General features: G+C 49.3%; 13 protein-coding genes. 4 read left to right on the top strand and 9 right to left on the bottom strand.

The window, feature by feature from the left end:
- Positions 1–105: 105 nt before the first annotated feature.
- The 3 genes from ACFQRK_RS01660 to ACFQRK_RS01650 all read right to left on the bottom strand — a co-directional run bounded on the left by ACFQRK_RS01660 (position 106) and on the right by ACFQRK_RS01650 (position 4,200).
- Positions 106–2,040 (bottom strand): histidine kinase dimerization/phosphoacceptor domain -containing protein, encoded by a 1,935-nt coding sequence (locus ACFQRK_RS01660; RefSeq protein WP_379002973.1) that lies wholly within the window; start codon positions 2,038–2,040, stop codon positions 106–108.
- 263 nt (positions 2,041–2,303) lie between these two features.
- Positions 2,304–3,581, bottom strand: a complete 1,278-nt coding sequence (locus ACFQRK_RS01655; RefSeq protein WP_379002971.1) for a hypothetical protein — start codon at positions 3,579–3,581, stop codon at positions 2,304–2,306.
- Between the two features lie 13 nt (positions 3,582–3,594).
- Entirely contained in the window at positions 3,595–4,200 is a 606-nt protein-coding gene (locus tag ACFQRK_RS01650; protein WP_379002969.1) for an RNA polymerase sigma factor, read from the bottom strand.
- A gap of 218 nt (positions 4,201–4,418) precedes the next feature.
- Here ACFQRK_RS01650 and ACFQRK_RS01645 point away from each other — a divergent pair, with 218 nt between their 5' ends.
- Positions 4,419–5,837 carry a DUF3748 domain-containing protein gene (locus tag ACFQRK_RS01645; protein ID WP_379002967.1) on the top strand — a complete coding sequence of 473 codons (1,419 nt, stop codon included), beginning with the start codon at positions 4,419–4,421 and terminating at the stop codon, positions 5,835–5,837.
- Here the strand turns inward: ACFQRK_RS01645 and ACFQRK_RS01640 are convergent, their stop codons facing one another.
- A complete protein-coding gene (locus tag ACFQRK_RS01640) occupies positions 5,838–8,573 on the bottom strand; it encodes an outer membrane beta-barrel protein (RefSeq protein WP_379002964.1) in 2,736 nt (911 codons plus the stop codon).
- 161 nt (positions 8,574–8,734) lie between these two features.
- Here ACFQRK_RS01640 and ACFQRK_RS01635 point away from each other — a divergent pair, with 161 nt between their 5' ends.
- Together ACFQRK_RS01635 and ACFQRK_RS01630 are read left to right on the top strand one after the other, a co-directional pair.
- Positions 8,735–9,976, top strand: coding sequence for a SufS family cysteine desulfurase (locus ACFQRK_RS01635; RefSeq protein WP_379002962.1), 1,242 nt, complete (start codon positions 8,735–8,737; stop codon positions 9,974–9,976).
- Between the two features lie 99 nt (positions 9,977–10,075).
- Positions 10,076–10,495, top strand: a complete 420-nt coding sequence (locus ACFQRK_RS01630; protein ID WP_379002961.1) for a SufE family protein — start codon at positions 10,076–10,078, stop codon at positions 10,493–10,495.
- Between the two features lie 2 nt (positions 10,496–10,497).
- Here ACFQRK_RS01630 and lysS read toward each other — a convergent pair whose 3' ends face one another.
- Positions 10,498–12,216 (bottom strand): lysine--tRNA ligase, encoded by a 1,719-nt coding sequence (gene lysS, locus ACFQRK_RS01625; protein WP_379002959.1) that lies wholly within the window; start codon positions 12,214–12,216, stop codon positions 10,498–10,500.
- Positions 12,217–12,450: 234 nt separating this feature from the next.
- Between lysS and ACFQRK_RS01620 the strand changes: the two genes are divergently transcribed.
- Positions 12,451–14,058: a M20/M25/M40 family metallo-hydrolase gene (locus ACFQRK_RS01620; RefSeq protein ID WP_379002957.1), complete on the top strand. Its 1,608-nt coding sequence runs from the start codon at positions 12,451–12,453 to the stop codon at positions 14,056–14,058.
- Position 14,059: 1 nt separating this feature from the next.
- Here ACFQRK_RS01620 and ACFQRK_RS01615 read toward each other — a convergent pair whose 3' ends face one another.
- The 4 genes from ACFQRK_RS01615 to ACFQRK_RS01600 all read right to left on the bottom strand — a co-directional run bounded on the left by ACFQRK_RS01615 (position 14,060) and on the right by ACFQRK_RS01600 (position 22,260).
- Complete coding sequence (locus ACFQRK_RS01615) at positions 14,060–15,703, bottom strand: FMN-binding glutamate synthase family protein (RefSeq protein ID WP_379002955.1); 1,644 nt, start codon at positions 15,701–15,703, stop codon at positions 14,060–14,062.
- 85 nt (positions 15,704–15,788) lie between these two features.
- Complete coding sequence (locus ACFQRK_RS01610) at positions 15,789–17,096, bottom strand: acetylxylan esterase (protein ID WP_379002953.1); 1,308 nt, start codon at positions 17,094–17,096, stop codon at positions 15,789–15,791.
- A gap of 135 nt (positions 17,097–17,231) precedes the next feature.
- Complete coding sequence (locus ACFQRK_RS01605) at positions 17,232–18,932, bottom strand: SusD/RagB family nutrient-binding outer membrane lipoprotein (RefSeq protein ID WP_379002951.1); 1,701 nt, start codon at positions 18,930–18,932, stop codon at positions 17,232–17,234.
- Positions 18,933–18,954: 22 nt separating this feature from the next.
- The gene (locus ACFQRK_RS01600) at positions 18,955–22,260 is read right to left on the bottom strand and encodes a SusC/RagA family TonB-linked outer membrane protein (RefSeq protein ID WP_379002950.1); all 3,306 of its coding nucleotides are present in this window, start codon (positions 22,258–22,260) and stop codon (positions 18,955–18,957) included.
- Positions 22,261–22,336 lie beyond the last annotated feature (76 nt).

Below are 22,336 nucleotides of genomic sequence, written 5' to 3'. Positions count from 1 at the left end.
CAAATTTTTCCTAATATATAGGCTGTTACAAATACCAAAAATAAGAGATTCAGGTTAACCCTTTGTAAAGAAATAATGACCAAACCAATCTTTGAGAAGTTACGCCTATCCTTTGAAACGGATTTTGTAAATGGAAAATTCGCCAAATGTGTACTGGATACTTCCCCCAAGTTGCTTTGTCAACGAATGAATCAGCCGGAACCCTAAAGTTTCATCGGTCTGTTTCAATTTGCTTTCCGGTATTCCTACGCCATCATCTTTAAAAATCAGTTCATATTCCTTTGGTCCTTCCTGCTTCACCAGAATACCGATCTCACCGGAACTCCGGCCTACAAAGGCATATTTCAGCGAATTTGTCATTAGTTCGGTCAATATTAATCCCAACGGAATCGCCGTATCTATATCCAGGGAAACCTCGTTGGCCTCTACACAGAAACGCACATTTTTTTTCCCAACGTTATAGACACTTAACAGATGTACCCCCAACTGCTCGATGTAGTCCTGTATGTCCAACCGGTTGAGGCTCTGCTGTTGATAGAGTTTCGTGTGGATAAGGGCTATGGAATTGATCCGGCTACTGCTTTCCTGCATCATCGCAACCACTTCCGGGCTGGCAGTTTTTCTGGATTGCAGATTAAGCAAGCTATTAATGATCTGCAAATTGTTCTTTACCCGATGGTGGATTTCGCGTAACAACAACTCATTCTGCTTATTTGCCTGTTTCAATATTTCGTTTTGAACGGATATCTCCGAATTCTGAAGCGCAACGCGGTGAGCCAACCGATCTTTTTCCCGGAAGTGGAAATATAGAATCGCCAAAATGGTAAGCAGGACGACAATTCCTACAATCAGGCCGTACCGTTGGTAGTTGGTATTGGACAACCTCAATTCCTGCTCCTTGATCTGCCGCTCAAACTTTTCCAATTTGTAGTTTTCGCTCATTTCCCTTCCTTGCCCGATGTATTGAGCGGCATAGAGGCTGTCCTTGGCATATTCATAGTCATCCAAAAGCATATCTGCGCGGTTGACATCGCCCAAAGCGTATAGTGCCTTTGTTTGCAACAGCCGTACGCGATGGCGTTCTTCGTCCTGCGACTTTCTATCGGTTAGCCGGCTTTCGAGTTCCATACAGGCTTTCAGCACACCTTCGTAATCTCCCTGAAAATACAGTTCGACCGCCAGTAACAGTTCGTAAGTGGTTTTCAGCTGTAAGTCATTAACCGAATTGACCATGGGTCCAACTTGCTCGAGTATCGCAGCCAGCCGGATTTCGTCGTGTATTTTACTGCAGATCTCTCCTTCCACAAGCAGTGTTTTCAGTTGCCATTTCGCCGCAGGCCCCGAAAAGTTGCTGAATTGCCGCTTCGCAAGGTCGCAATACCGTAAAGCAGCTTCGTGATCCCGCTGTTTTGCATATGCAACGCTATATTGCAAATAAAGAGGCCCCAAAACCGTAGGATAGCTTTTTCGGGTTGCCAAGCGCTCAGCACCTTCCAACATCGCAATGGCCTCCTTATAATCTTTTGAAATGGTATTATGATAATTAGCCAGTTCGATGGCCAATTCAACTTGGTTTAAGGATTTCCCATTCTCTTCGGCTACATGCAATCCCTTCAAAAAATGTTCAAACGCTGTGTAATGTCTATTTTCACCCATATAAATAGCGCCCAAACGTCGATACGTATCTGGTAGATTATTAAAAAAATTACCCTGTACATAGAGCGAAACTGCTCTTTCAAAATAGCGTTTGGCAATGTTCAGCTCACCCTTTCGCTCATACACACACCCCGTATAGTAATACCCGTCTGCAATGCCCTGGTCGTAAGCGATGTCGATAGATGTCTTCCAGGCTTTGTTGATGAGGTCGTCTGACTTTTTGAGGTTTTCATGCAACGACTGAAAGGCATAGTGGTACCAGTCATTGATAATCGCCGTATCGGCTTCCGAGAGGGAAGCGGGTGGTTGAAAAGCAGCAACACTCCTCCCCAGAGAAATCGCCGAAAGGAAAACTAAACAAAAACGCACTACGCTACGTCCCATTTATCTTATTTTATTCAATACTTCATACCTATACAGGGTCAGTGTATTACGCTGACTGCTCTGATAACCAAAAAAAACTTCAATAGGCAGATGTTTAGGCACTCAAATATAATACTTTTGTTGAGTAATCAAGTGGCGCTCGACAGAATTTTCGCCTGGTTGATTTTAATGGTTGGGCAGCCTGCTTCTCTGCCCGCTGCGGCCTCTGCAATGAAACGAGGAACTGCCCAATGCGGCGCCTGGATAGTTAAAGATAAGGTTGGCTAAAATCCGGTAATAATGCGAATCCCGCCGTTCGTAAAATCCATTTCCTCTTTTGAGAGCCGCCCGATGGGAAGTTTAAAATAGGGTTCTATAGAAAAGAAAACATGTTTGGACAGGGGCATTTTCCGGCCGACAGAAAAATTCATGAAGCCTGTATATCCCTTGCCCCTGAGCGGCTGAACGTCCATTTTTTCCGACATATAACCAACGGTTGTGGAAGCTGCCAAATCCTTACCTGCGACATTGTCCGACCCAAATGTGTTTTCGTTGAGGCCGCCGATAAAATGCTCGGTCCGCTGCTCGCTGAGTACCGCTACGTAAGAAACGCCTACCGACGTATAAAAACCATTGAAAACTTCATAACGAAGATCTAACGGGATATCCAAGGCAATCACGTTGCTTGTCAAGGAGACGTCTCGCTTATATTGCTGACGGTCTTTCGCCAGTCCCTGGATATCTCCAACCGAAGGAGCGTGGTAATATTGCTCTTCGTATGATGGTCTATAATCCGGATTTTCAGCCATACCAAGCCGCCCGATCGACACCCCGGATCCCACGGAAAATTTATCAGACAATTGATAGGCAATGGCTATTCCGCCACCCACATTTAATTTTTCGCTGGTCATCGAGGGTGTAACCGCTACCCCGAGGTTCCACTTTCGTACTGCTTGGTCGTCAGTCCGGTTTACCGTTGCTGCGTACTCCTCATTTCTGGAAAGTGGTTCAACGGCTACTGCGCGGGGTTCCTGCCGGTCTGTAACCGCCAAACGTTCAGACGGGTGACTGGGAAGTTCATTTTCTGTTTCGACGCTTGCCGCCGACTCGTTACTGACCGCCCCTTCCGCAGGTACTGCAGCAAGTTGTTCGACCGGCGCAACGTTATCAGGGGTAGCAATCTCCGCAACAACAGTAGAGACAGCGGCATTCCGCTTCGCTAGGTCTGGGACCCGTTTAGGAAGTTGTTGGACGGTGTCGGGAAATTCAGCATCCGTTATTTGTTCCGGTTCTGCCGGTTTGGAAAGCGTAGGCTGCTCTTTTTGCGTACCCAGGTCTGCCAGGGTGGGTACATCGGGGGTTGGGTTAAGCAAAAACCAAGCCGCTGCCGCCAACAGTATCGCTGCAGCGCTTCCGTACGGCCACCATACGACACGCTTTCGCCGTATGCCCTGCGTCGCAGCGAAACGTTCCCACGCCCCTTCCCTATAAGGCTCGGCATGATTGCGCAAGGTCTCTGCAATCCGCTGAATTAGTTCCTTATTTTTTTCACTTTCGTTCATGCCACCATACCTATTAAAATCTTGCCGTGATATTCGTTGAAGCCAGGTAAAGTTCCCTTAATTTTTTCTTCGCCCGCGTCAAATACGTTCGGGATGTACTTTCGGGGATCGCCAATAGCTCCGAGACTTCTTCATGAGAATACCCCTCGACCTCATATAAGTTAAAGATCGTTCGCTGGATTTCCGGCAATTGCAACAACAACCGCATGATATCTTCCACGTGCAAATCGTCTGCTACCGGTACGGTTTGATGTTCGATCTCCGACTCACTAACCTCATCCAACGCCAACACCTGTTTTTGAGCACGCAAGAAATCAATGGAAATATTTACTGCAATCCTCGCCAGCCACGCGCGAAACGATTTTTCAAAACGATCACCCGATTCTCCGCTATTGAATGTCCCTATTTTGTTAAACGCCCGGATGAAACTTTCGTTGGTAAGCTCCTCCGCATCGTATTCATTTTTGACATATCGCATAGCAATCGCGCGTACATAACCGTAACAGGCTTTATAAATAAACTCCTTGCTCCGCTCATTTCCAATCTGCGCACACTCCTTTACCGCGTTCTCCAATGACAACGCATATTTCCCCTTTAAGTGTCGGATGTTGAAACTCACTATGCGGCTACACTACTATTAATCAGCTTTTTGGACTCACCCCTGCAAATATACGCCCTATTCCCGTTATGTAGCCAATCCTACGAAAAATTAACCATACAAGCTTTATATCACGTTTATTCGCTAAACGTATGTGCGAATTAAAACGCTACACGTCGTTAGCTAAAAATGCGATGGTAGGTCAACATCCTACAAGCCTGTAGTAAGATGCTATAGTAATGTATATCCTGTGGATGTGTATTTTTGCTGCGATGGCATTGCAAATGGCATATCGTCTGTTAGGCATGTTTTTCCTGCTGACCGTAGTGGGCGCATGTCATCGTAAAGAAAAGTCGTTTATGAAGTTCCATGAAATTCAGCTTACCCGGTCGTCGCAGGGCCACACCTTGCACAACACACAGGTATTTTCCAGAAACGGTCAGTGGATTGTATACGATACGCGGAACGATGATACCCAAATCGGAAGTACCGGCACCATTGAGATGGTAAACGTGCGAACCGGCGAAGTCCGGACGCTGTATCGTACAGAAAGCCAAACTGCCTACGGCCCGGGGGTCGGAGCGGCTACTTTTTCACCCGTCGACGACCGGGTTTTATTCATTCACGGCATACGCAATGCGGATATAAACCGTCCATACGGTATCACACGGCGCACCGGAGTTGCCGTCGACATCGACCGGCCAGGGCACCCCGTCTTCATGGACGCCCGTGATATTACTCCGCCGTTTACACGGGGTGCATTGCGGGGCGGCACGCATGCCCATTCTTGGAGCGGCGATGGCCAATGGATCAGTTTTACTTACAACGACTACGTCATGGAGCAGCTGGCGAAAACAGCATCCGGTGTCCGGGACCTTCGCACGGTGGGAATTATGGTGCCCGGCACCGTGAAAGTTCCGTTCGACGGAAGCTTGGAGAACAACAGCGGTATCTGCTTTTCGGTCGTGGTGACCGATGTTACCGAAAACCCTGAACCCGGAAGCGATGCCATCGACAAAGCTTTTGACGAGTGCTGGATCGGAAAAAGCGGGTACCAGAAGTCCGATGGAACCCACCAACAGAAGGCCATTGCTTTTCAAGGTAACGTAAGAAATACCGAAGGGGAAACCGTTACGGAAATCTTTGTGGTTGACCTGCCCGACGAGGTCCCTACGGAGGTTAACGGGCAACCGTTGGAAGGAACGGCTGGCTCACGTCCCGGAGTACCGAAAGGCATCGTCCAACGCCGCGTTACCTATTCGGTCCGTGGGGTTGAAGGACCCCGCCACTGGCTTCGTACTACACCCGATGGAGGATTGATCTGCTATCTAGCTAAAGATCAAAGAGGAATTATACAGCTTTTCGGTGTTTCTCCAAATGGTGGTACCCCCCGCGCCATTACGCACAACAAATTTCCCGTACAAGGTCCGTTCAACATTGATCCTTCGGGAAACTGGATTGCTTATCCCGCCGATAATAGCGTATTCATTACGGAAATCACGCAGGGCACCACTTATCGGATCACGCAGCGCTTCGACGAAGCAGAAAAGCCCATAGGGGCGCCTAACTGGTCGCCCGATGGACGCATGCTGGCTTATAACCGCTACACAGGTAACGAAAATGAGCGCTTCCTACAAATTTTTCTACTTCGCCGATAATCAGTTATTATAGAGCTTTTCATAGTCTTCCTGGGTAGTTCCTTTGGCAAAGTAGCGGATGTTATACGTAAGACTTAACATAAAATACCGCTGCAATACATTCGATTGCGAATCCTGGATATAGGTTTCGGTTATGTCCCGTCTAATATTGTTATTCTGCCCAAATAAGTCATAAACATTCAGGCTTACTTCCGCGCGCTCATTTCGAAGGAATTTCTTGCCAACTGCCATATTAACCAAGAAAATACTATTGTCATATCCCTCGGAGAGTCCTGTATTGAATTGATGATTCAGGTCTAGCCGGTATACCAAATTCTGCCAAAGAATCCAATTGTAGTTCAGGTGAGTGGATTGGTTGAAAAAATTCGTATTCAGTGTCGGACGTAATGAATTTTCGACCGTATTGTAGGCAGCGCGGGTCCAGAGGTTGAAGTCAATGCGGTCGCTGATATTACTGCTTAGCGATACACCACAAAAAAATCGGGCATTATTAACGGTATTGATTTCATTGTTGATCATTCCGGGGCGATGGTCTAAGCGAACACCCCCATGAAGATTAAAATTGGACGGCAGAAACTGAACAGGTAGTCCGTAATGAAAGAAAGATAGGAGATCCCAATACCCATCCAGGTTGATGGGACGGCTCAGTTGCGATCCCCGTTCCAGCACAATCCCATCAGCCAGCTCGACCGGCTCTTCGGCTATGGTTGTGTGGGTAACCACGTTGTTGGAGGTTACCGACGATCGTACCATTGCGAAAAAACTCCGCTCTGTTTCGGAGTTGTAGCTTCGGTACCGCAAGCTGAAGCGATTGCTGTACGATTGGTCAAGATCTGGATTTCCGGTGCGTAAATGCAAGGGATTGGAATTGTCGATAACCGCTTGCAAATCGCCGATTCCCGGAGCATTCGTACGTGCATCGTAATCAAATTCCAGATTTTTTGAGTCGGTAAACTTGTAATCCACCCGCACCGAGGGCAGCACGCTCCGGAATGTCCGTTGCAATGCGAAGGTCGCCGGAAATTCCTGGTCATTTGCCAACCGGGCAAGTTGAAACTCCGCTTCGACCTGCGCCCGGAGTTTTTCGGCTTTGTATTGATAACCGATCTCCGCCTCCTGCGTAAGATACTTGCTGTTAAATGTATTACTGAGTATTGTATCGAGACGCAACCGTGTTCCCATCTCGTCTGTATCGTAAGTCAGTTGGTCGGAATCGTTGTACCGGTTACTGACTTCATATTCGAGTTCAACCATCCCTTTTTTGCCAACCGGCTCGGTATAGCCGGCGCTAGCCTCCCAATCGAATCCTTTGCGCTTTCGCAAGATCTGTTGGCTAATGATTTCCGTCCGTTCAGCGGGATCGAAGAATCTATTCTCCGCTTGTCGATCGGCATCATCATCATTTCGATGATTACCGGTTTCCAGTCCCAGGCTCAAGCTTCGTCCCGGTTTGGCAAAGCGATGACTGTAATAAAGCCGACCGTTAAAATCAACATCCGAATTGTCCGCCTGCCGCCGGTTTTCCGTCTGGTTGATCGGTCCGGAATCTGCCAACGTGTTTCCCGAAAAAAAGCTATCTTCTTTATCCGATTCCGCCGAGAAATCGGGCAGAAAGAGGATGCGGTTGTTACTATCGATCTGGTACTCGAAACGCATATTAAATCGGTGTTCCATGTTTCGGCGGGTATTGGTACTCGACTCGGTATAGCGTTGTCCATCGTCATCTGGGAGTACGTACTCACGGAAAAGCGAAGCCTCACCAAAGTTCTTGCGATGATTGAAAAGATAACTGGCATTGATTTCCATTTTTTCTCCCCATGAGTCGGTATAATTCAATCCGATACGATTGGTCCTGATGATACCGTTTTGCGGATTTACTTCTCCCTGACTGTTGGGATCGGCCGAATAATCGACCGCATTGATGTTGTTCGTCAATCCGGTCACCGTAAGCCTCCGATGCTCGTTGAACGCATTGACACTTGCTCCTACCAGATAGCGGCTGTCGGTGCCCGATCCGGCCGAAGATTTTCCGAATAACCCGCGCCGGCTGTTGGGCTTGGTAACGATGTTGATCGTTTTCAGGCGTTCTCCATCGTCAAATCCACTTATTTCGGCTTTATCGCTGAGCTTATCAAATACTTCGACGCGCTGAATAATCTCCGCTGGCAAATTTTGCAACGCGGCTTTAACATCGGTGCCAAAAAAAGGCTTACCGTCTACTAAAATTTGTGCAACATTTTCGCCCTGGGCTTGCAGGCTTCCGCCTTCACTAATCATTCCCGGCATTTTTTCAATCAGGTTTTGTGCCGTAGCGTCTTTCATGGTCTGGAAAGCAGCCGCATTGAATTGAATGGTATCGCCCCGCTGTTTCCCCACCGGCGGGTGCCCCAGAACGGTTATCTCATCCAGTACCCGGGCACCTTCACGAAGGTATAGCGCACCTACGTTGGTATCGCCGGTTACCTTTACCAGCTGGTCGGTGTTTTCGTATCCCAGGTATTGTACACGCAAAAAGTAATTTCCTTTGCTGACTTCTTTAAATTCAAACGTACCATCCGCATGGCTTACGGTTTCCCCGATAGCCGACGAATCCGATTTGGCTAACAGGGAAACGGTCGCATTTGGAAAAGGGATGCTGTCGGTGGCGGCGTATATCCGCCCTTTGAGGTGATATTGCTGAGCCCAGGCTAATTGAATGCAAAGAAACGGCAGCACCGCATAAAATAGGTATTTCATTAACAACTGTTATTTTAGTATCTGGGGGGGAACGCACAAATATCAGACCGCCATCTGGAAAATATGCCGTTAAGTCAGCCTTGTCACGGCTTCGTTATGTAAAATTACTGTTAACTCGGCGATATGCAAAACCTCGCAAAATACTTGTACCTTTGTATTCTATGGAACGGACAGCAGTATTGGAACAGTTTGACGTTGATAAGGTCCGGGAAGATTTTCCGATCCTCACCCGTACCGTCAATGGAAAACCTTTGGTATATCTCGACAACGGAGCTACCACCCAGAAGCCCAAGCAGGTGATAGACGCAATCGTCAACTATTATACGCAATTGAATAGCAATGTACACCGCGGTGTGCATCACTTGAGTCAAATAGCTACGGATGCTTTTGAAGCAACACGCCGGAAACTACGCCCGTTTATCAAGGCAGCGCATGAGCATGAAATCATCCTCACCAAGGGAACTACGGAAAGCATCAATCTAGTGGCAAGTTGTTACGGCAAAGCCTTTGTCAAAACAGGAGACGAAATTATCATCTCTGCCATGGAGCATCATTCCAACATTGTGCCCTGGCAGATTCTTTGTGAAGAGCGCGGGGCTGTCCTGCATGTGGTCCCCATCAATGATGCTGGAGAATTGGATATGGACGCATACCGTTCTCTATTAAACGAACGCACCAAGATGGTCGCCATTACCTACGTGTCGAATGCACTCGGAACGATCAATCCGGTCAAGGAAATTATCGCCTTGGCACATGACGCCGGCGCGTCGGTGTTGTTGGATGCCGCACAGGCCATTCAACACCTATCGATCGACGTGCAGGCATTGGATGTGGATTTCCTGGCGTTTTCTGGCCATAAGATGTATGGTCCAACCGGAATTGGCGTACTCTATGGGAAGGAAAAGTGGCTAAACGCCATGCCTCCCTACCAAAGTGGGGGCGAAATGATTAAGGAGGTGGCCTTTGCCCAAACCACGTACAACGATTTGCCGTTTAAGTTCGAAGCGGGTACGCCCAATATCGAGGCGGGCATCTGCCTGGCACATGCCATTGATTACATCTCCGCCTTGGGATTGGACAACATTGCCGCGTATGAACATGATCTCCTTGAATACGCAACGCAGCAGCTCCTCACCATCCCTAGCCTGCGGGTGGTAGGTACGGCCCGGGAGAAGTCAAGTGTGATCTCCTTTTTGCTGGATGGTGCCCATCCATACGATGTAGGCGTCATCCTTGACAAACTCGGCATCGCGGTCCGTACCGGGCATCATTGTACGCAACCACTCATGGATCGCTTTTGCATCCCCGGAACGGTCAGAGCTTCCATTGCCTTGTACAATACCAAAGAAGATATCGACACCTTGGTGGCTGGTGTGCAGAGAGCCGCCGCAATGTTGTTGTAACGTGGACGCCCATACGCCCGGAGTGAGAAATCTGTACGCGGCAGTCCAAGCACGGCGGTAACGGGAAGTCTAATATCGTGATCCAAAAATCAATATCAGGTGACCATAAACGAAACACAGGACGAATTAATCGATGATTTTGCCTTCTTTGAAGATTGGATGGCCAAATACGAATACCTCATCCAATTAGGAAAAGATTTACCACTGATTGACGACCGGTATAAAAAAGATGAATACCTCATTAAAGGATGCCAGTCGAAAGTATGGCTTCACGCAGATTATCAAAACGGCAAGGTGGTCTTTACTGCCGATAGTGATGCCATCATCACCAAAGGTCTGGTAGGGCTGATGATTAAGGTATTGTCTGAGCATACACCCGAGGAAATTGCCAGCAGCGAGCTCTATTTCATTGACCAAATCGGATTGAAAGAGCACCTCTCGCCCACACGCGCCAACGGCCTTTTATCGATGGTTAAGCAGATGAAATTATATGCTGTGGCGTTGAATGCGAAGAGTTGAAACTATTCAAACCACTTCAGCACTTCTTCTTTCGTCGGCATGGGAATTTCCAGCTTCATTTTCTTACGCAAGCCGCCAAGGTCATTGAACACTTTATTGGGATTAGCTGCTTTCAACGCTTCCACCGTTGTCAGCCCCATTTTCTGCAATACGGGCACCCATTCTTCCGGAACTCCCTGCGCTTGGTAATCGGCGGTGCTCGCTTGCTTTACCACTTTTTCCGGACGCATCTGCGGAAAGAAAAGTACATCTTGTATACTTTGCTGATTGGTCATTAACATTGCCAACCGGTCGATTCCAATTCCGATTCCGGCGGTAGGAGGCATACCGTATTCCAGGGCCCGAAGAAAGTCGTGATCGATGAACATCGCTTCATCGTCCCCCCGTTCCATTAGCTTAAGCTGCTCCTCAAAGCGGATCCGCTGATCGATGGGGTCATTCAGCTCGCTATAAGCATTGGCCAGTTCCTTGCCGTTAATCATTAATTCAAAACGTTCTACCAAACCATCCTTACTACGGTGTTTTTTGGTAAGCGGACTCATTTCGACCGGATAGTCGATGATAAACGTAGGCTGTATGTAATGGTGTTCGCAGGCTTCGCCAAATATTTCATCAATCAATTTGCCCTTGCCCATGCTCTCGTCGGTAGGTATACCCAATTTCTGGCATACATCGCGCAGACCCGCTTCGTCCAGCCCGTCCACGGTAAAGCCCGTATGCTCTTTGATTGCATCGTAAATACTTACGCGCGGGTAAGGAGCTGCAAAATTGATGACCTGATCACCTACCTGCAACGAAGTCGTCCCGTTGGTGGCCATAGCCACGCGCTCAAAAAGCTTTTCGGTAATGTCCATCATCCACAGATAGTCCTTGTAAGCAACGTAAAACTCCAATACGGTAAACTCCGGATTGTGCGTGCGGTCCATTCCCTCGTTGCGGAAATTGCGGCTGAATTCGTATACCCAATCGTACCCCCCTACTATGAGTCGTTTCAGATACAATTCGTTGGCAATACGGAGATACAACGGAATATCAAGCGCATTGTGATGGGTCGTGAACGGTCGGGCAGCGGCCCCACCCGGAATACTCTGTAATACCGGCGTATCTACTTCCAATGCCCCCCTTTCGTTCAAAAAATCCCGGATCGCGGTCTTTACCTTGGATACCTTTATAAACGTGTCACGTACCTGCGGATTGACCACAAGGTCTACGTAACGTTGGCGGTACCGGAATTCCGGATCCGTAACGGCGTCAAACGTTTTTCCGTCGGCAGATTTTACCACCGGCAAAGGCTTTAACGACTTGGCCAGCAAAGTGAGCTCCTGAACATGGATGGAGATTTCTCCTGTATTGGTGGTAAACACAAATCCCTTAATACCGAGAAAATCGCCGATATCAAGTAACTTTTTGAAAACCGTGTTATAAAGCGTTTTATCCTCATCCGGACATAAATCATCACGTTTTAAATACGCCTGTATCCGTCCGGTTGCATCCTGCAACTCGATGAAAGAAGCATTGCCCATTACGCGGCGGCTCATCATCCTGCCGGCAATGCTAATGGTTTTATAGTTGAGCTTGTCACGCTCGTAATTCGTTAAAATATCTTTGGCAGTAGCGTTAATTTCGAATGCCTCGGCCGGATAGGGATCGATTCCCATCGCTTCCAATTTAGCCAGCGCATCCCTGCGTTGCAGTTCCTGTTCAGATAAGACCGTGTTCATCTGGTATAAATTAAGCGGCAAACATAGCTAAAATGGATATTATATGCAATCTGCCTTTTAGGAAAGTCTTCGCTCTCCCTTCGCAGGTTTCACTCGAAAATATTATTAATCTATTATCCGTTTTTAGCGGCATTAATGAATCGCCTTTTGTGTCAGGCGCTGACATGGCAGGTTTCATTAAAAATAAATTGTTTCTTTGTAGAGGAATAGTTACCCCAATAAAAACAAAACGATATGAAGCACACCAACTATGTATTTAAATCGTGCCGTTTCATAACGGTGGCAACCGTTAGTATTTTTTTGTCGGCCAGCTTTCTGCCTTCGCCTGTACAGGCGCAATGGCAGGCCCCGGAACAGCAACTGGATCCCATTGTGCAGCAGATTGTACAAGAAGCTTACAGCAACTCGCAGTTAAAACAATTGGCTCACGAATTATTGGACGTAGTAGGCCCCCGCTTAGTGGGCACGCCCCAGATGAAACATGCGCACGATTGGGCCGTGGCGAAATATAAGGATTGGGGTATCGAGGCGAGGTATGAAGAATTCGGTGAATGGCGCGGATGGGACCGCGGCATTTCTCACATCGATATGATACATCCCCGTGTAAAAACGTTGGCGGGCACCCAATTGGCCTGGAGCCCAACCACCGGAGGAAAAGCCGTAGAAGGCGAAGTCGCCACGTTGCCCGATGTAAAAGACCCACAGGCCTTCCAAGCTTGGCTCCCCAGCATCAAAGGAAAATACGTATTGGTGTCCATGCCCCAGCCCACGGGCCGGCCCGATCACAATTGGGACGAGTTCGGCAGGCCCGAGTCGGTAGAACGGATGAAAAAAGAACGGGATTCGCTCACCGAAGCCTGGAACCGGAAAATCGAGGCTACGGGGGTTTCCAGCAATTCACTTCCCCGGATACTGGAGGAAGCCGGTGCTGCGGGAATTCTCCAATGCTATTGGTCGCGCGAATTTGGTTCGAACAAGATTTTCGGCGCCCGCACGACCACCGTACCTTCACTTGACATCTCTCTGGAAGACTATGGAATCCTTTATCGGCTGGCAGAAAATGGACACAAGCCCCGCATTCGGGTAGAAACCGAATCGAAAGACCTGGGCACCGTGCCCACTTTCAATACCATCGCTGAAATTAAGGGAACCGAAAAACCGGATGAATACGTGATCCTATCGGCCCACTTCGACTCGTGGGAAGGCGGGTCTGGTGCCACGGACAACGGCACGGGTACAATTACCATGATGGAAATCGCGCGTATCCTGAAAAAAGTGTATCCCAACCCGAAACGGACGATATTAATTGGTCATTGGGGCAGCGAAGAACAGGGATTGAATGGATCACGGGCCTTTGTGCTGGACCATCCGGATATTGTCGAAAAAACGCAGGCCGTTTTCAATCAAGACAACGGGACGGGACGCGTGGCAAATATCAACGGGTCGGGATTTCTGCATGCCTACGATTTCATGGGCCGGTGGCTGGCTGCAGCTCCCAGCAACGTTACAGCGGACATCAAAACCGATTTCCCCGGCTCGCCCAGCAGCGGCGGATCCGATCATGCGTCATTCACGGCAGCGGGTATACCGGCGTTCATGATGAGTTCGCTTTCATGGGGATACGGTACGATTACCTGGCACACCAATCTAGACACCTACGATAAGCTGATTTTCGACGATTTGCGCGACAACGTGATTCTTATTGCCACGCTTGCCTACAAAGCCAGCGAGGAGGCCGAATTGGTAAACCGTGAAAAACGTGTCATGCCCATGGGAAGGAATGGCCAGCCCGAACAGTGGCCCGTCATCCGGCAGCCCCGACGAACCGGAGTTGGGTATTGAGCTATCCCGTCATGGGCTTTTTGGCCCATGCGTATTCGACAAAATCGATTCCCGAAAAATCCGGTTTAAATGAGTCGGCACGACTGATTTTCATCAACAATTCGAATGCTTTGGGAACGGGTTTCGCCAAGAGGCTTCCTGTGGGGATGTATGGGTATGAATCCAGATAGGTTTCGACCTTATTCGGCGAAACCCGCCGATGGATATATACCCGATGGATATCATCCGGATGCGCAATGCCTGCCGCTCCCATCAGCTCTCCCGCACTTTTTACCGTTTCGTGATGGAAGTTCGCGACCCGCACCCGCTTTTCGGACACAACCAGCCCCTTTACCAGTTCCGGGTTTTGAGTTGCCACACCTGTCGGACAGGTGTTGGCATGGCATTGCAAGGCTTGGATACACCCCAGTGCCATCATCATGCCGCGCGCACTGTTGCAAATATCTGCACCCAATGCGAAGTGTTTCACTAAATCGAAGCCCGTGGCAATTTTCCCGGAAGCGATGATCTTAACGTGGCGCTTGAGATCAAAACCTGTCAGACAGTCGTACACAAAGGCCAATGCATCCCGCAGTGGCATACCCACGGAGTTGGAAAATTCCAGCGGTGCAGCTCCCGTCCCCCCTTCGCCGCCGTCTACCGTCACAAAATCGGGATATATTTCCGTCTGTACCATGGCTTTGCAAATGGCTACGAACTCGCTACGATGGCCGATGCATAACTTAAAGCCCACCGGCTTTCCACCAGATAGCTCCCGCAGCAGCTTCACAAAGTTCAGTAACCCGATGGGTGTCGAAAAGGCACGGTGAAAAGGGGGCGAATCCACCTCTTTCCCGACCTGTACCAGACGGATACGCGCCACTTCCGGCGTCACCTTTACCGCTGGCAGGATGCCCCCGTGGCCCGGCTTCGCACCCTGCGACAACTTGATCTCAATCATCTTCACATTCGGATGCTGCGCCTTTTGTTCAAATGCCTCCGGGTTAAAATTCCCGTCGGGGTGCCGACACCCGAAATACCCGGTCCCGATTTGCCATACGACATCCCCCCCACCTTCCAGATGGTAGTCGGTAAGCCCGCCTTCACCGGTGTTGTGATAGAAGCCCCCCATTTTGGCGCCTTCATTCAGCGCCATTACCGCGTTTTTGCTTAGCGACCCATAACTCATGGCCGAAATATTGAAGACACTGCTTGAGTAAGGTTGGGCACATTGCGGACCGCCGACGGTTACCCGGGGATGCTCATTGATCTTGAAATAGTCGATGGCGGTGATGCTATGGCTCAGCCACTCGTAGTTGTTGTCATACACGTCCAATTGGGTACCGAACGGTGTTGTATCCAGCACACGTTTCGACCGTTGGTAGATCACACTTCGAAACATCCTACTGAAAGGGCGACCGGTCGTATCGCTTTCCACAAAATACTGCTGAATCTCGGGACGGATGCTCTCAAACAGGTACCGTAATCGGCCGAACAACGGAAAATTCCTTCGGATGGCCTGCTTGGTTTGCACCATGTCCAATATGCCCAGGAGGATAAGCGGACCGACCACTACGTAACTCCACAGAATCGGCGGCCACCAGATTCCCGCCAACGCGATGCATGCCACCACCAGGCATACTCCGTAACTGAACTTCTTTCGCATACCCTCAAAGATGGGGAATTTTATCGGGTGTGTCAAATAACCGATCAACGTCGGCCTATCCGCTTTCCGGAGTCGAAACTTCGGATCACTTTACCAACCGCGCTAACAGCCATTCTTCTATTTTTGTCTGCTGTTCCGGGAAAGTCCAATGCCCGGTTTCCTGCATCAAAAAGAGTTCCTTCGGCGCATTGATTTGGTTATAAGCGGCGTAATACGATGTAGGTGGACACGTTTCATCGTTATATCCCCATGTATAAAATCCAGGTACTTTCACGGACTTCGCGAAATTAACCACGTCGTAATACCCGGAAACTTCGATCTTTTCCTTCTTAGCCATAAAAGGCGCATTCAATTCGTTGAACATATGCGGCCAACCACCGGCACGGCCGTGCAGATAGCCCGTCACATCGCATAGCGCCGGATACAGCGATACCAGAAACTTCACCCGACTGTCCAACGCCGCAGTAATGATGGATAAGGCGCCGCCCTGGCTTCCTCCCCACACCGCCAGCGTATTGCCATCGAACTCAGGAAGTGAGAAAAGGTAATCAACGGCGCGCACGCAACCCAGGTAAACCCGTTTGTAGTAATAATGATCTCTATCGTCCATGTTGAAAAACTGGTAATTTTTCAACGCCGCGGCACGGAGATCGTCGTATAAGCCGGTCTCGTAAGTTACCGGAACGCCATGAATGCCGATCTGGAGCGTAATGATGCCTTTTTCAGCTAAGTTGACAATCCCATAATACGGACGTATACCGGCACCCGGCACTTGAAGCACGGCGGGATATTTACCCGGCGCTTTCGGCTTGGCCAGGATGCCGTAGATGCGGCTCCCTGTTTCATAGTTCTGGATGTTCACCTGGTAAACATCGGCCTTTTCGGTACAGCGATCAGGGAGTAACGTTAGCTTGGCATCTAAGGGAATCTTGGCTGCTTCGGCCTTGGCATTATTCCAAAACGCCCAGAAGTCGTCCGGCAAGGTCTGCGTGGGCTGGATACGTTCCGGCGCATAGCCAGCTGTCGCCAACCCCCGGTAATCGGTACCATCCAGGGTAATCCGCGCTTCACACCGTAAGAAACCGGGATCGGTCAGTTTTCCTTTAACCGTTGCGATACCTTCTTTTAACTTCAGGGTTCCTTGGCTAACGGGCTTCATTTTCTCCGGTCCGACGGTATACATTACCTCCACGTCTTCGACCGGGACCTGATGCCGCAAAATCCGTATGGTGAAAGTTGCTTCCTCACCGGGCGCGTAGGTCCAATCTGGTTTATCGGGTGATACCAATACCTGGATGGGGTGCGGTGGACGGGATTGCGCGAATGAAGTTAGTGCCAAAAATAAAGCACCGCAAACGGCGAAGGCGGAACGGATAAACGATAGTCGGTTCATAATCTTACAATAAGGATCTTACTGATTGGTAATTGTCGGGATAAAGGTAATAAGATCGTTCGTAAACAAAAAGTTGGATTTTGCAATCCAACTTTTGTGAATACCCGCAATATTTTTGGGCTGACAGGCAAACCGTTACCACGGTTTGCCTGTCCCTTGCACCACCCAAGGTTTAGACCATTGACTATTCGGCTGATTACTGTATTGATTTTGTTCCAGACGTGTTATCGCCTCTTCTATATTGGTCGGATTGGCCAGTTGCTCTGCCGATCCATAAATAAACCGCAAGGGCAAAACAGGCTGTGGCGAAGCAGGTCCCGCTTTGAGGTCCGGCCATCCGGTTCTTCTGAAATCCATCCAAGCTTCGACCGCACCTGTCCAACTGGCTATCCATTTTTGGGTGATAATTTGCTGTAATGCGTTGGCACTGTTAAATGCTATCCCGTCTCTCGCTACAAACTCGCCATATGCATCTTCCTGCTTCCAGGTAATCAGTGAATTCCGAATACCGTCTAAGTAGTGGGACTCTGCGCTTCCATTGACCGACCATCCCTTGAGGGCCGCCTCGGCAAGAATGAAACTTACTTCAGCGGATGATATAATCCGGGACTTCATGAGATCGGGGTCTGAATGAGTCCGGTACAAATGCGACATTAAGGATACATGCTGATTCGGTTTATCCTGCCCCGGATCCGGATTGCCATTATGGCTATCCGGTGACACCAAACCCGCCGGCAATCCCACATAAAGATTGGCATTTAATTCAGGATCGTTTGCACCTTTTCGATTGGGATTAAACCGTCTTGTGAATTTATCGCCGGCCGCAATTCCCTGTTGTAATTCCGCATCAGGCAACGTTACCACGCTGAGTCGCTGGTTATTCCGATAGATCGCGTCGTCCATGTACTTATCCAACGATGGATCGGCCACCCATTGCACCTGAACCGGGCTCCACCAAACCGCCAGCCGGGGGTCTTGAGTAGACAACATTTGATCGATCAGCTTTTGCCCGGGCTTCCGCCTACGGAAATTACTGAAGGGACTGTCTCCGGTCCAAGGAGCCTCAATGGGCCAGGCGTTGCTCGTTTGCGTACCTACATAGGTAATGACGGCATCATCCGCTGGGGTCTTTATATACACCCCCGAGGCTGCCACACGTTCAATGTTGTCCTTTGCGACATCGGGTAACTTTTCAGAAATCCGCATCGCATAACGGAGGATGAGACTGTTTGCAAAACGTTGCCATTTTGCGGGATCCCCTGCATAATACACATCGTAACCGGCAAGGTAACCGGAATTATCGCCAGTAGCGAATATGTCAGACGCCGCCCATAAATCCGATAAAATCCCCCGATAAATGGTTTCCTGTGTATCAAAAACGGGTTCAAAAAGCCCTTCATCTCCTTTCAACGCATCGGTATAGGGCGCATCGCCCCACAGATCCGTAATCATGCCAAAAACGAATGCTTTCATCGTAAGCGCTACCCCGCGGTGAAATGGATAGGCATTTGGACTTTTCAACAAATAGTTATTGTTGCGCAACATACCGTAATAATTGGTCCAGTCCTGAGCGCTCCAGTCGTAATGGTTTATCCCTGAATTCCAACTATCATGTTGGATATGCTGTACGACCCCTGCCGGCTCGTTCCATCCCTTAAGGAGGTAATCCGTAGCGGCGGCCGACAGGACGGTTGGCATAATCATGTTGGGATTTCCGGTTGCCGGATCCACAACATTTGGATCGATATTCGCGTCGGTGAGCTTATCGCTGCATGCAGTGACACCGAGCAATGTAGTTACTATCGCTAGTTTATATAAAGTTTTCATTACCTTCATGACCTTGTGTGATTAGCAGTGATTAAAGGCTTATACTGACTTTGAATCCGATGGGTGAAGTATAGGGCAAAATGTTATTCCACTCGATGCCCTGCCGGAACCCGGATCCGTCTACCCGATATGCCCGTTCCGGATCTACGCCAATATTGGATTTCGTCCACAACATGATGTTCTGGGTATATACGGAGATATGCATATTCCGGAATTTCGAAAAATTAGGTATCGAATAGCCCAGCGATATTTCCCTGATTTTAAGAAAGTCTGCATCAAAGGTAACCTGTTTATTGAAGCCCCACGAAAACATATCCGTAATTGAACTCAAGATTGGCGTACCTGGCCCACCTAAGACTTCTGTGTAGGTACCGTCGCCGTTGTCGATAACACCCGGTATAAAGCCGCCGTCGTTCAATCCCTCAAAAGGATACCCGCCGGTTTCGGCGGTATGCCCGCCTACCCGTGGGAAGTTCCCATTCTGGGGGATGATGTATTTTTCAGGATCCGATTTCAGCATCGCCGCCAATTCCTCCGGCGCATACAGGCTGCCCGGTATCAACTTTCTTTCCTGATTCGCGTCCTTCCAATCGGATCCGCCGTAGCGGTATGTCCAAGACATGAATTGCCCACCTTTTCTCCAGTCGAAGCTGGTAACCAAAGAGAAACGCTTGTAACGGAGTGCGATTTGCCCACCCATCAAAAAGTCAGGATTCCAATTACCTACTTTTTCCATGTTTTCGACACCATTATTCTCGATCCATTGTCCGTCGGACTGGCCGAGAATGGGCCATCGGTAATAGGGGCTATTGGGATCAGTCACCTGCATGTACCCCCGGCTGTACAGGTTGCCGATGTCCTCGCCTACCCACGTAAATGCACCTCCGCCGTTGTCAGACCAAAACTGATGATATTTTAGATCACCGGCTAGCCGATCTAACCTGGCGCGGGTCCGCGACCAGTTCAGGCTTACATCGAGATTCCATCCGTTTCGATTTGCTATGGGCGTTCCGGACAACATCAACTCCAGTCCACGGCTCGAAAGTAAGCCTGCGTTGGTCTTTGCTGTCACATATCCCGATGACGGAGAGACATTCACGTCCAGAATCTGGTTTTTGTTCTCCACATAAAAATAGGTCCCCTCGAACCGCAGCCGGTTCCCGAACATCGACAAATCGAGGCCTCCCTCGTAGGAGGTGGCTATCTCCGGTTTCAAGATCGGATTCCGTAGGTTTTGATCAATGTTGATGGTAATTAAATCTCCCCAATTGCCGGTCCCGAGTGCGTTGTACAGCTGATAGGGCCCAGTATCATTGCCCACTTGGGCCACGCCGCCCCGAAGCTTGAACAGCGAAAAGGCCGATGGCAACGTAAACGTGTTGTTTACCAACCAACTTAACGACGCCGATGGGTAGAAATATGAACGATCATCCGCCGGTAATGTGCTGGACCAATCGTTCCGTGCCGTGATATCCAGGTAAAGCTTATCATCGAAACCAATGGACGCTAACCCAAAAACACTGTAGATGCGTTTTTCATACGTATGGTTTGTCGTTTGCCTATTGCTTGTGGGTATGTTTCCAATCCGGTACAGGCCGGGTATCGTCAGTTCTGTCCCACCCAAATACTGGCTTTTACCATGCTGCCTCATTCCGGAAGTCCCTGCCGTTAGGTTGATATCAAAATCGCCGGAAAACAGCCGGTATGAAGCACGGAATTCCATGTTCGTTTCCTGGTTTGCGAAGTCATCCAGGTAATATCCGCCCTTGCTGGCACGTGAGTAGCTCCAAGGTATCTTTGTTTCCTGATTCTCGTTGAACATATCGTGTGCGACGCGCCCTAGTAACGTTAAGTTTTCCAACGGCTTCCACTCGGCTTCAACGTTGCCATACGCATGGTCCCGGGTAAAAGCGTTGGTCAATTCATAGGCCAGAAAATAGGGGTTGTCTTGCCCGGTTCCTGGACGCCGCTGCGCTATATGCTCCTGTCCCGGCAGCCAGATTTGCTTCATATCCCGTACGTCGACCGCCGACCAGTTATACAACGCAAACAAGGGATTCGCACCCCGCCCCGTAGCAGGTCTGTTGGGCGAGCTTGACCGGAGGAAGTTCAGGTTTGTCCGCAACTTGATTGTCTGACCGACATTAAATTCCGCGACGGATGAGATCGCATCGCGTTTCAGGTCCGAATTGGGGATCATCCCATTGTGCCGCATCATATCGTACGATACCCGGTAGGAACCAAAACCCCGGGAACCTGAAACCGACAGGTTATTTACCGAGGTCACGCCCGTCTCCAGAAAATTCTTGGCATTATCTGGATAAGACTTCAGTTCAATGGGAATTTTGTTGCCGTTCTCATCAAGTGGACTCATAAAGTGAGGTGCCGTATATCCCTGATCTAAGGGCAACCCGCCCCAATACGCCGAGCCTTCATTGTAATGATCGGGCCGGTCTCCATTCGCATATTTATAATGGAAATCAACATAGCGGTACGGCATTTCGAATACGTTGCTGCTCGAAAACGTAATTCCCAATCCCTGATCTGATCTACCCGATTTGGTCGTGATCAATACCACACCGTTTCCTGCACGCGAGCCGTACAGCGCCGCGGCACTGGGGCCTTTCAATATTGAAATGCTCTCGATATTCTCCGGGTTGATATCTGAAATTACATTACCATAATCCACGTCGTTACGGTCCCCCCGTTGTCCACCGGCGCCATTGTTCAATGTATTTTGCATCGGAATGCCATCCACAACGAACAGGGGTTGGTTGTCCGTACTTAACGACGTTTGCCCGCGGATGATCATACTGACGGTCGATCCAGGCCCGCCTGTTTGGTTAATGGTTACCCCCGGCACCCGACCGGCTAGCGAATTTACCACGTTGGTCTGTGGAACCCTCACCAAGTCCTCTCCCGCCACCGTACCCACGCTGTAGCCCAGTGATTTCTTTTCCCGTTCAATGCCGAGAGCCGTCACGACCACCTCATTAAGCAGTTCGTCAACCGGTGCCAACGACACATCGATTACAGACCGGTTATTCACCGAAATTTCCTGCGATTCATAACCGACCGACTTAAATACCAGCACGGGATTGTCGCCGGTAACGCGGATCACATACTTGCCATCGGCATCGGTCGCGGCTTGGGTTTCTGAACCTTTTACAGCAACGCCTACACCTCCCAAAGGGGTCGCATCCGTAGTTGACCGGACTACCCCCGATACAGTCTGGCTTTGTTGCTGGGCAATGGCAAGATTCAGTGCCATACCAAGCGCAGATAAACCGCACAGCACGATCATCTGCTTGATTTGAAGTGTAAAACGCTGTTTCATATGCAACTAAATTTAAGTTATTGTCATTCACGCGATAAAAAGCCTCCGAATGGGGCGATGTATCGTTACGTCAGCT

Source organism: Parapedobacter sp. GCM10030251, assembly GCF_042666505.1.
Taxonomy (GTDB): domain Bacteria; phylum Bacteroidota; class Bacteroidia; order Sphingobacteriales; family Sphingobacteriaceae; genus Parapedobacter.
The sequence above is the reverse complement of the archived record's forward strand: the minus strand, read 5'-3'. Positions and strand labels throughout refer to the sequence as shown.

Excerpts from the sequence above, each read along its gene's own strand:
- ACFQRK_RS01620 (WP_379002957.1), top strand. The coding sequence starts at position 12,451 with ATGAAGCACACCAACTATGTATTTAAATCGTGCCGTTTCATAACGGTG.
- ACFQRK_RS01600 (WP_379002950.1), bottom strand. The coding sequence starts at position 22,260 with ATGAAACAGCGTTTTACACTTCAAATCAAGCAGATGATCGTGCTGTGC.
- ACFQRK_RS01635 (WP_379002962.1), top strand. The coding sequence starts at position 8,735 with ATGGAACGGACAGCAGTATTGGAACAGTTTGACGTTGATAAGGTCCGG.
- ACFQRK_RS01655 (WP_379002971.1), bottom strand. The coding sequence starts at position 3,581 with ATGAACGAAAGTGAAAAAAATAAGGAACTAATTCAGCGGATTGCAGAG.
- ACFQRK_RS01660 (WP_379002973.1), bottom strand. The coding sequence starts at position 2,040 with ATGGGACGTAGCGTAGTGCGTTTTTGTTTAGTTTTCCTTTCGGCGATT.
- ACFQRK_RS01605 (WP_379002951.1), bottom strand. The coding sequence starts at position 18,932 with ATGAAGGTAATGAAAACTTTATATAAACTAGCGATAGTAACTACATTG.
- ACFQRK_RS01640 (WP_379002964.1), bottom strand. The coding sequence starts at position 8,573 with ATGAAATACCTATTTTATGCGGTGCTGCCGTTTCTTTGCATTCAATTA.
- ACFQRK_RS01615 (WP_379002955.1), bottom strand. The coding sequence starts at position 15,703 with ATGCGAAAGAAGTTCAGTTACGGAGTATGCCTGGTGGTGGCATGCATC.
- ACFQRK_RS01610 (WP_379002953.1), bottom strand. The coding sequence starts at position 17,096 with ATGAACCGACTATCGTTTATCCGTTCCGCCTTCGCCGTTTGCGGTGCT.
- lysS (WP_379002959.1), bottom strand. The coding sequence starts at position 12,216 with ATGAACACGGTCTTATCTGAACAGGAACTGCAACGCAGGGATGCGCTG.
- ACFQRK_RS01645 (WP_379002967.1), top strand. The coding sequence starts at position 4,419 with ATGTATATCCTGTGGATGTGTATTTTTGCTGCGATGGCATTGCAAATG.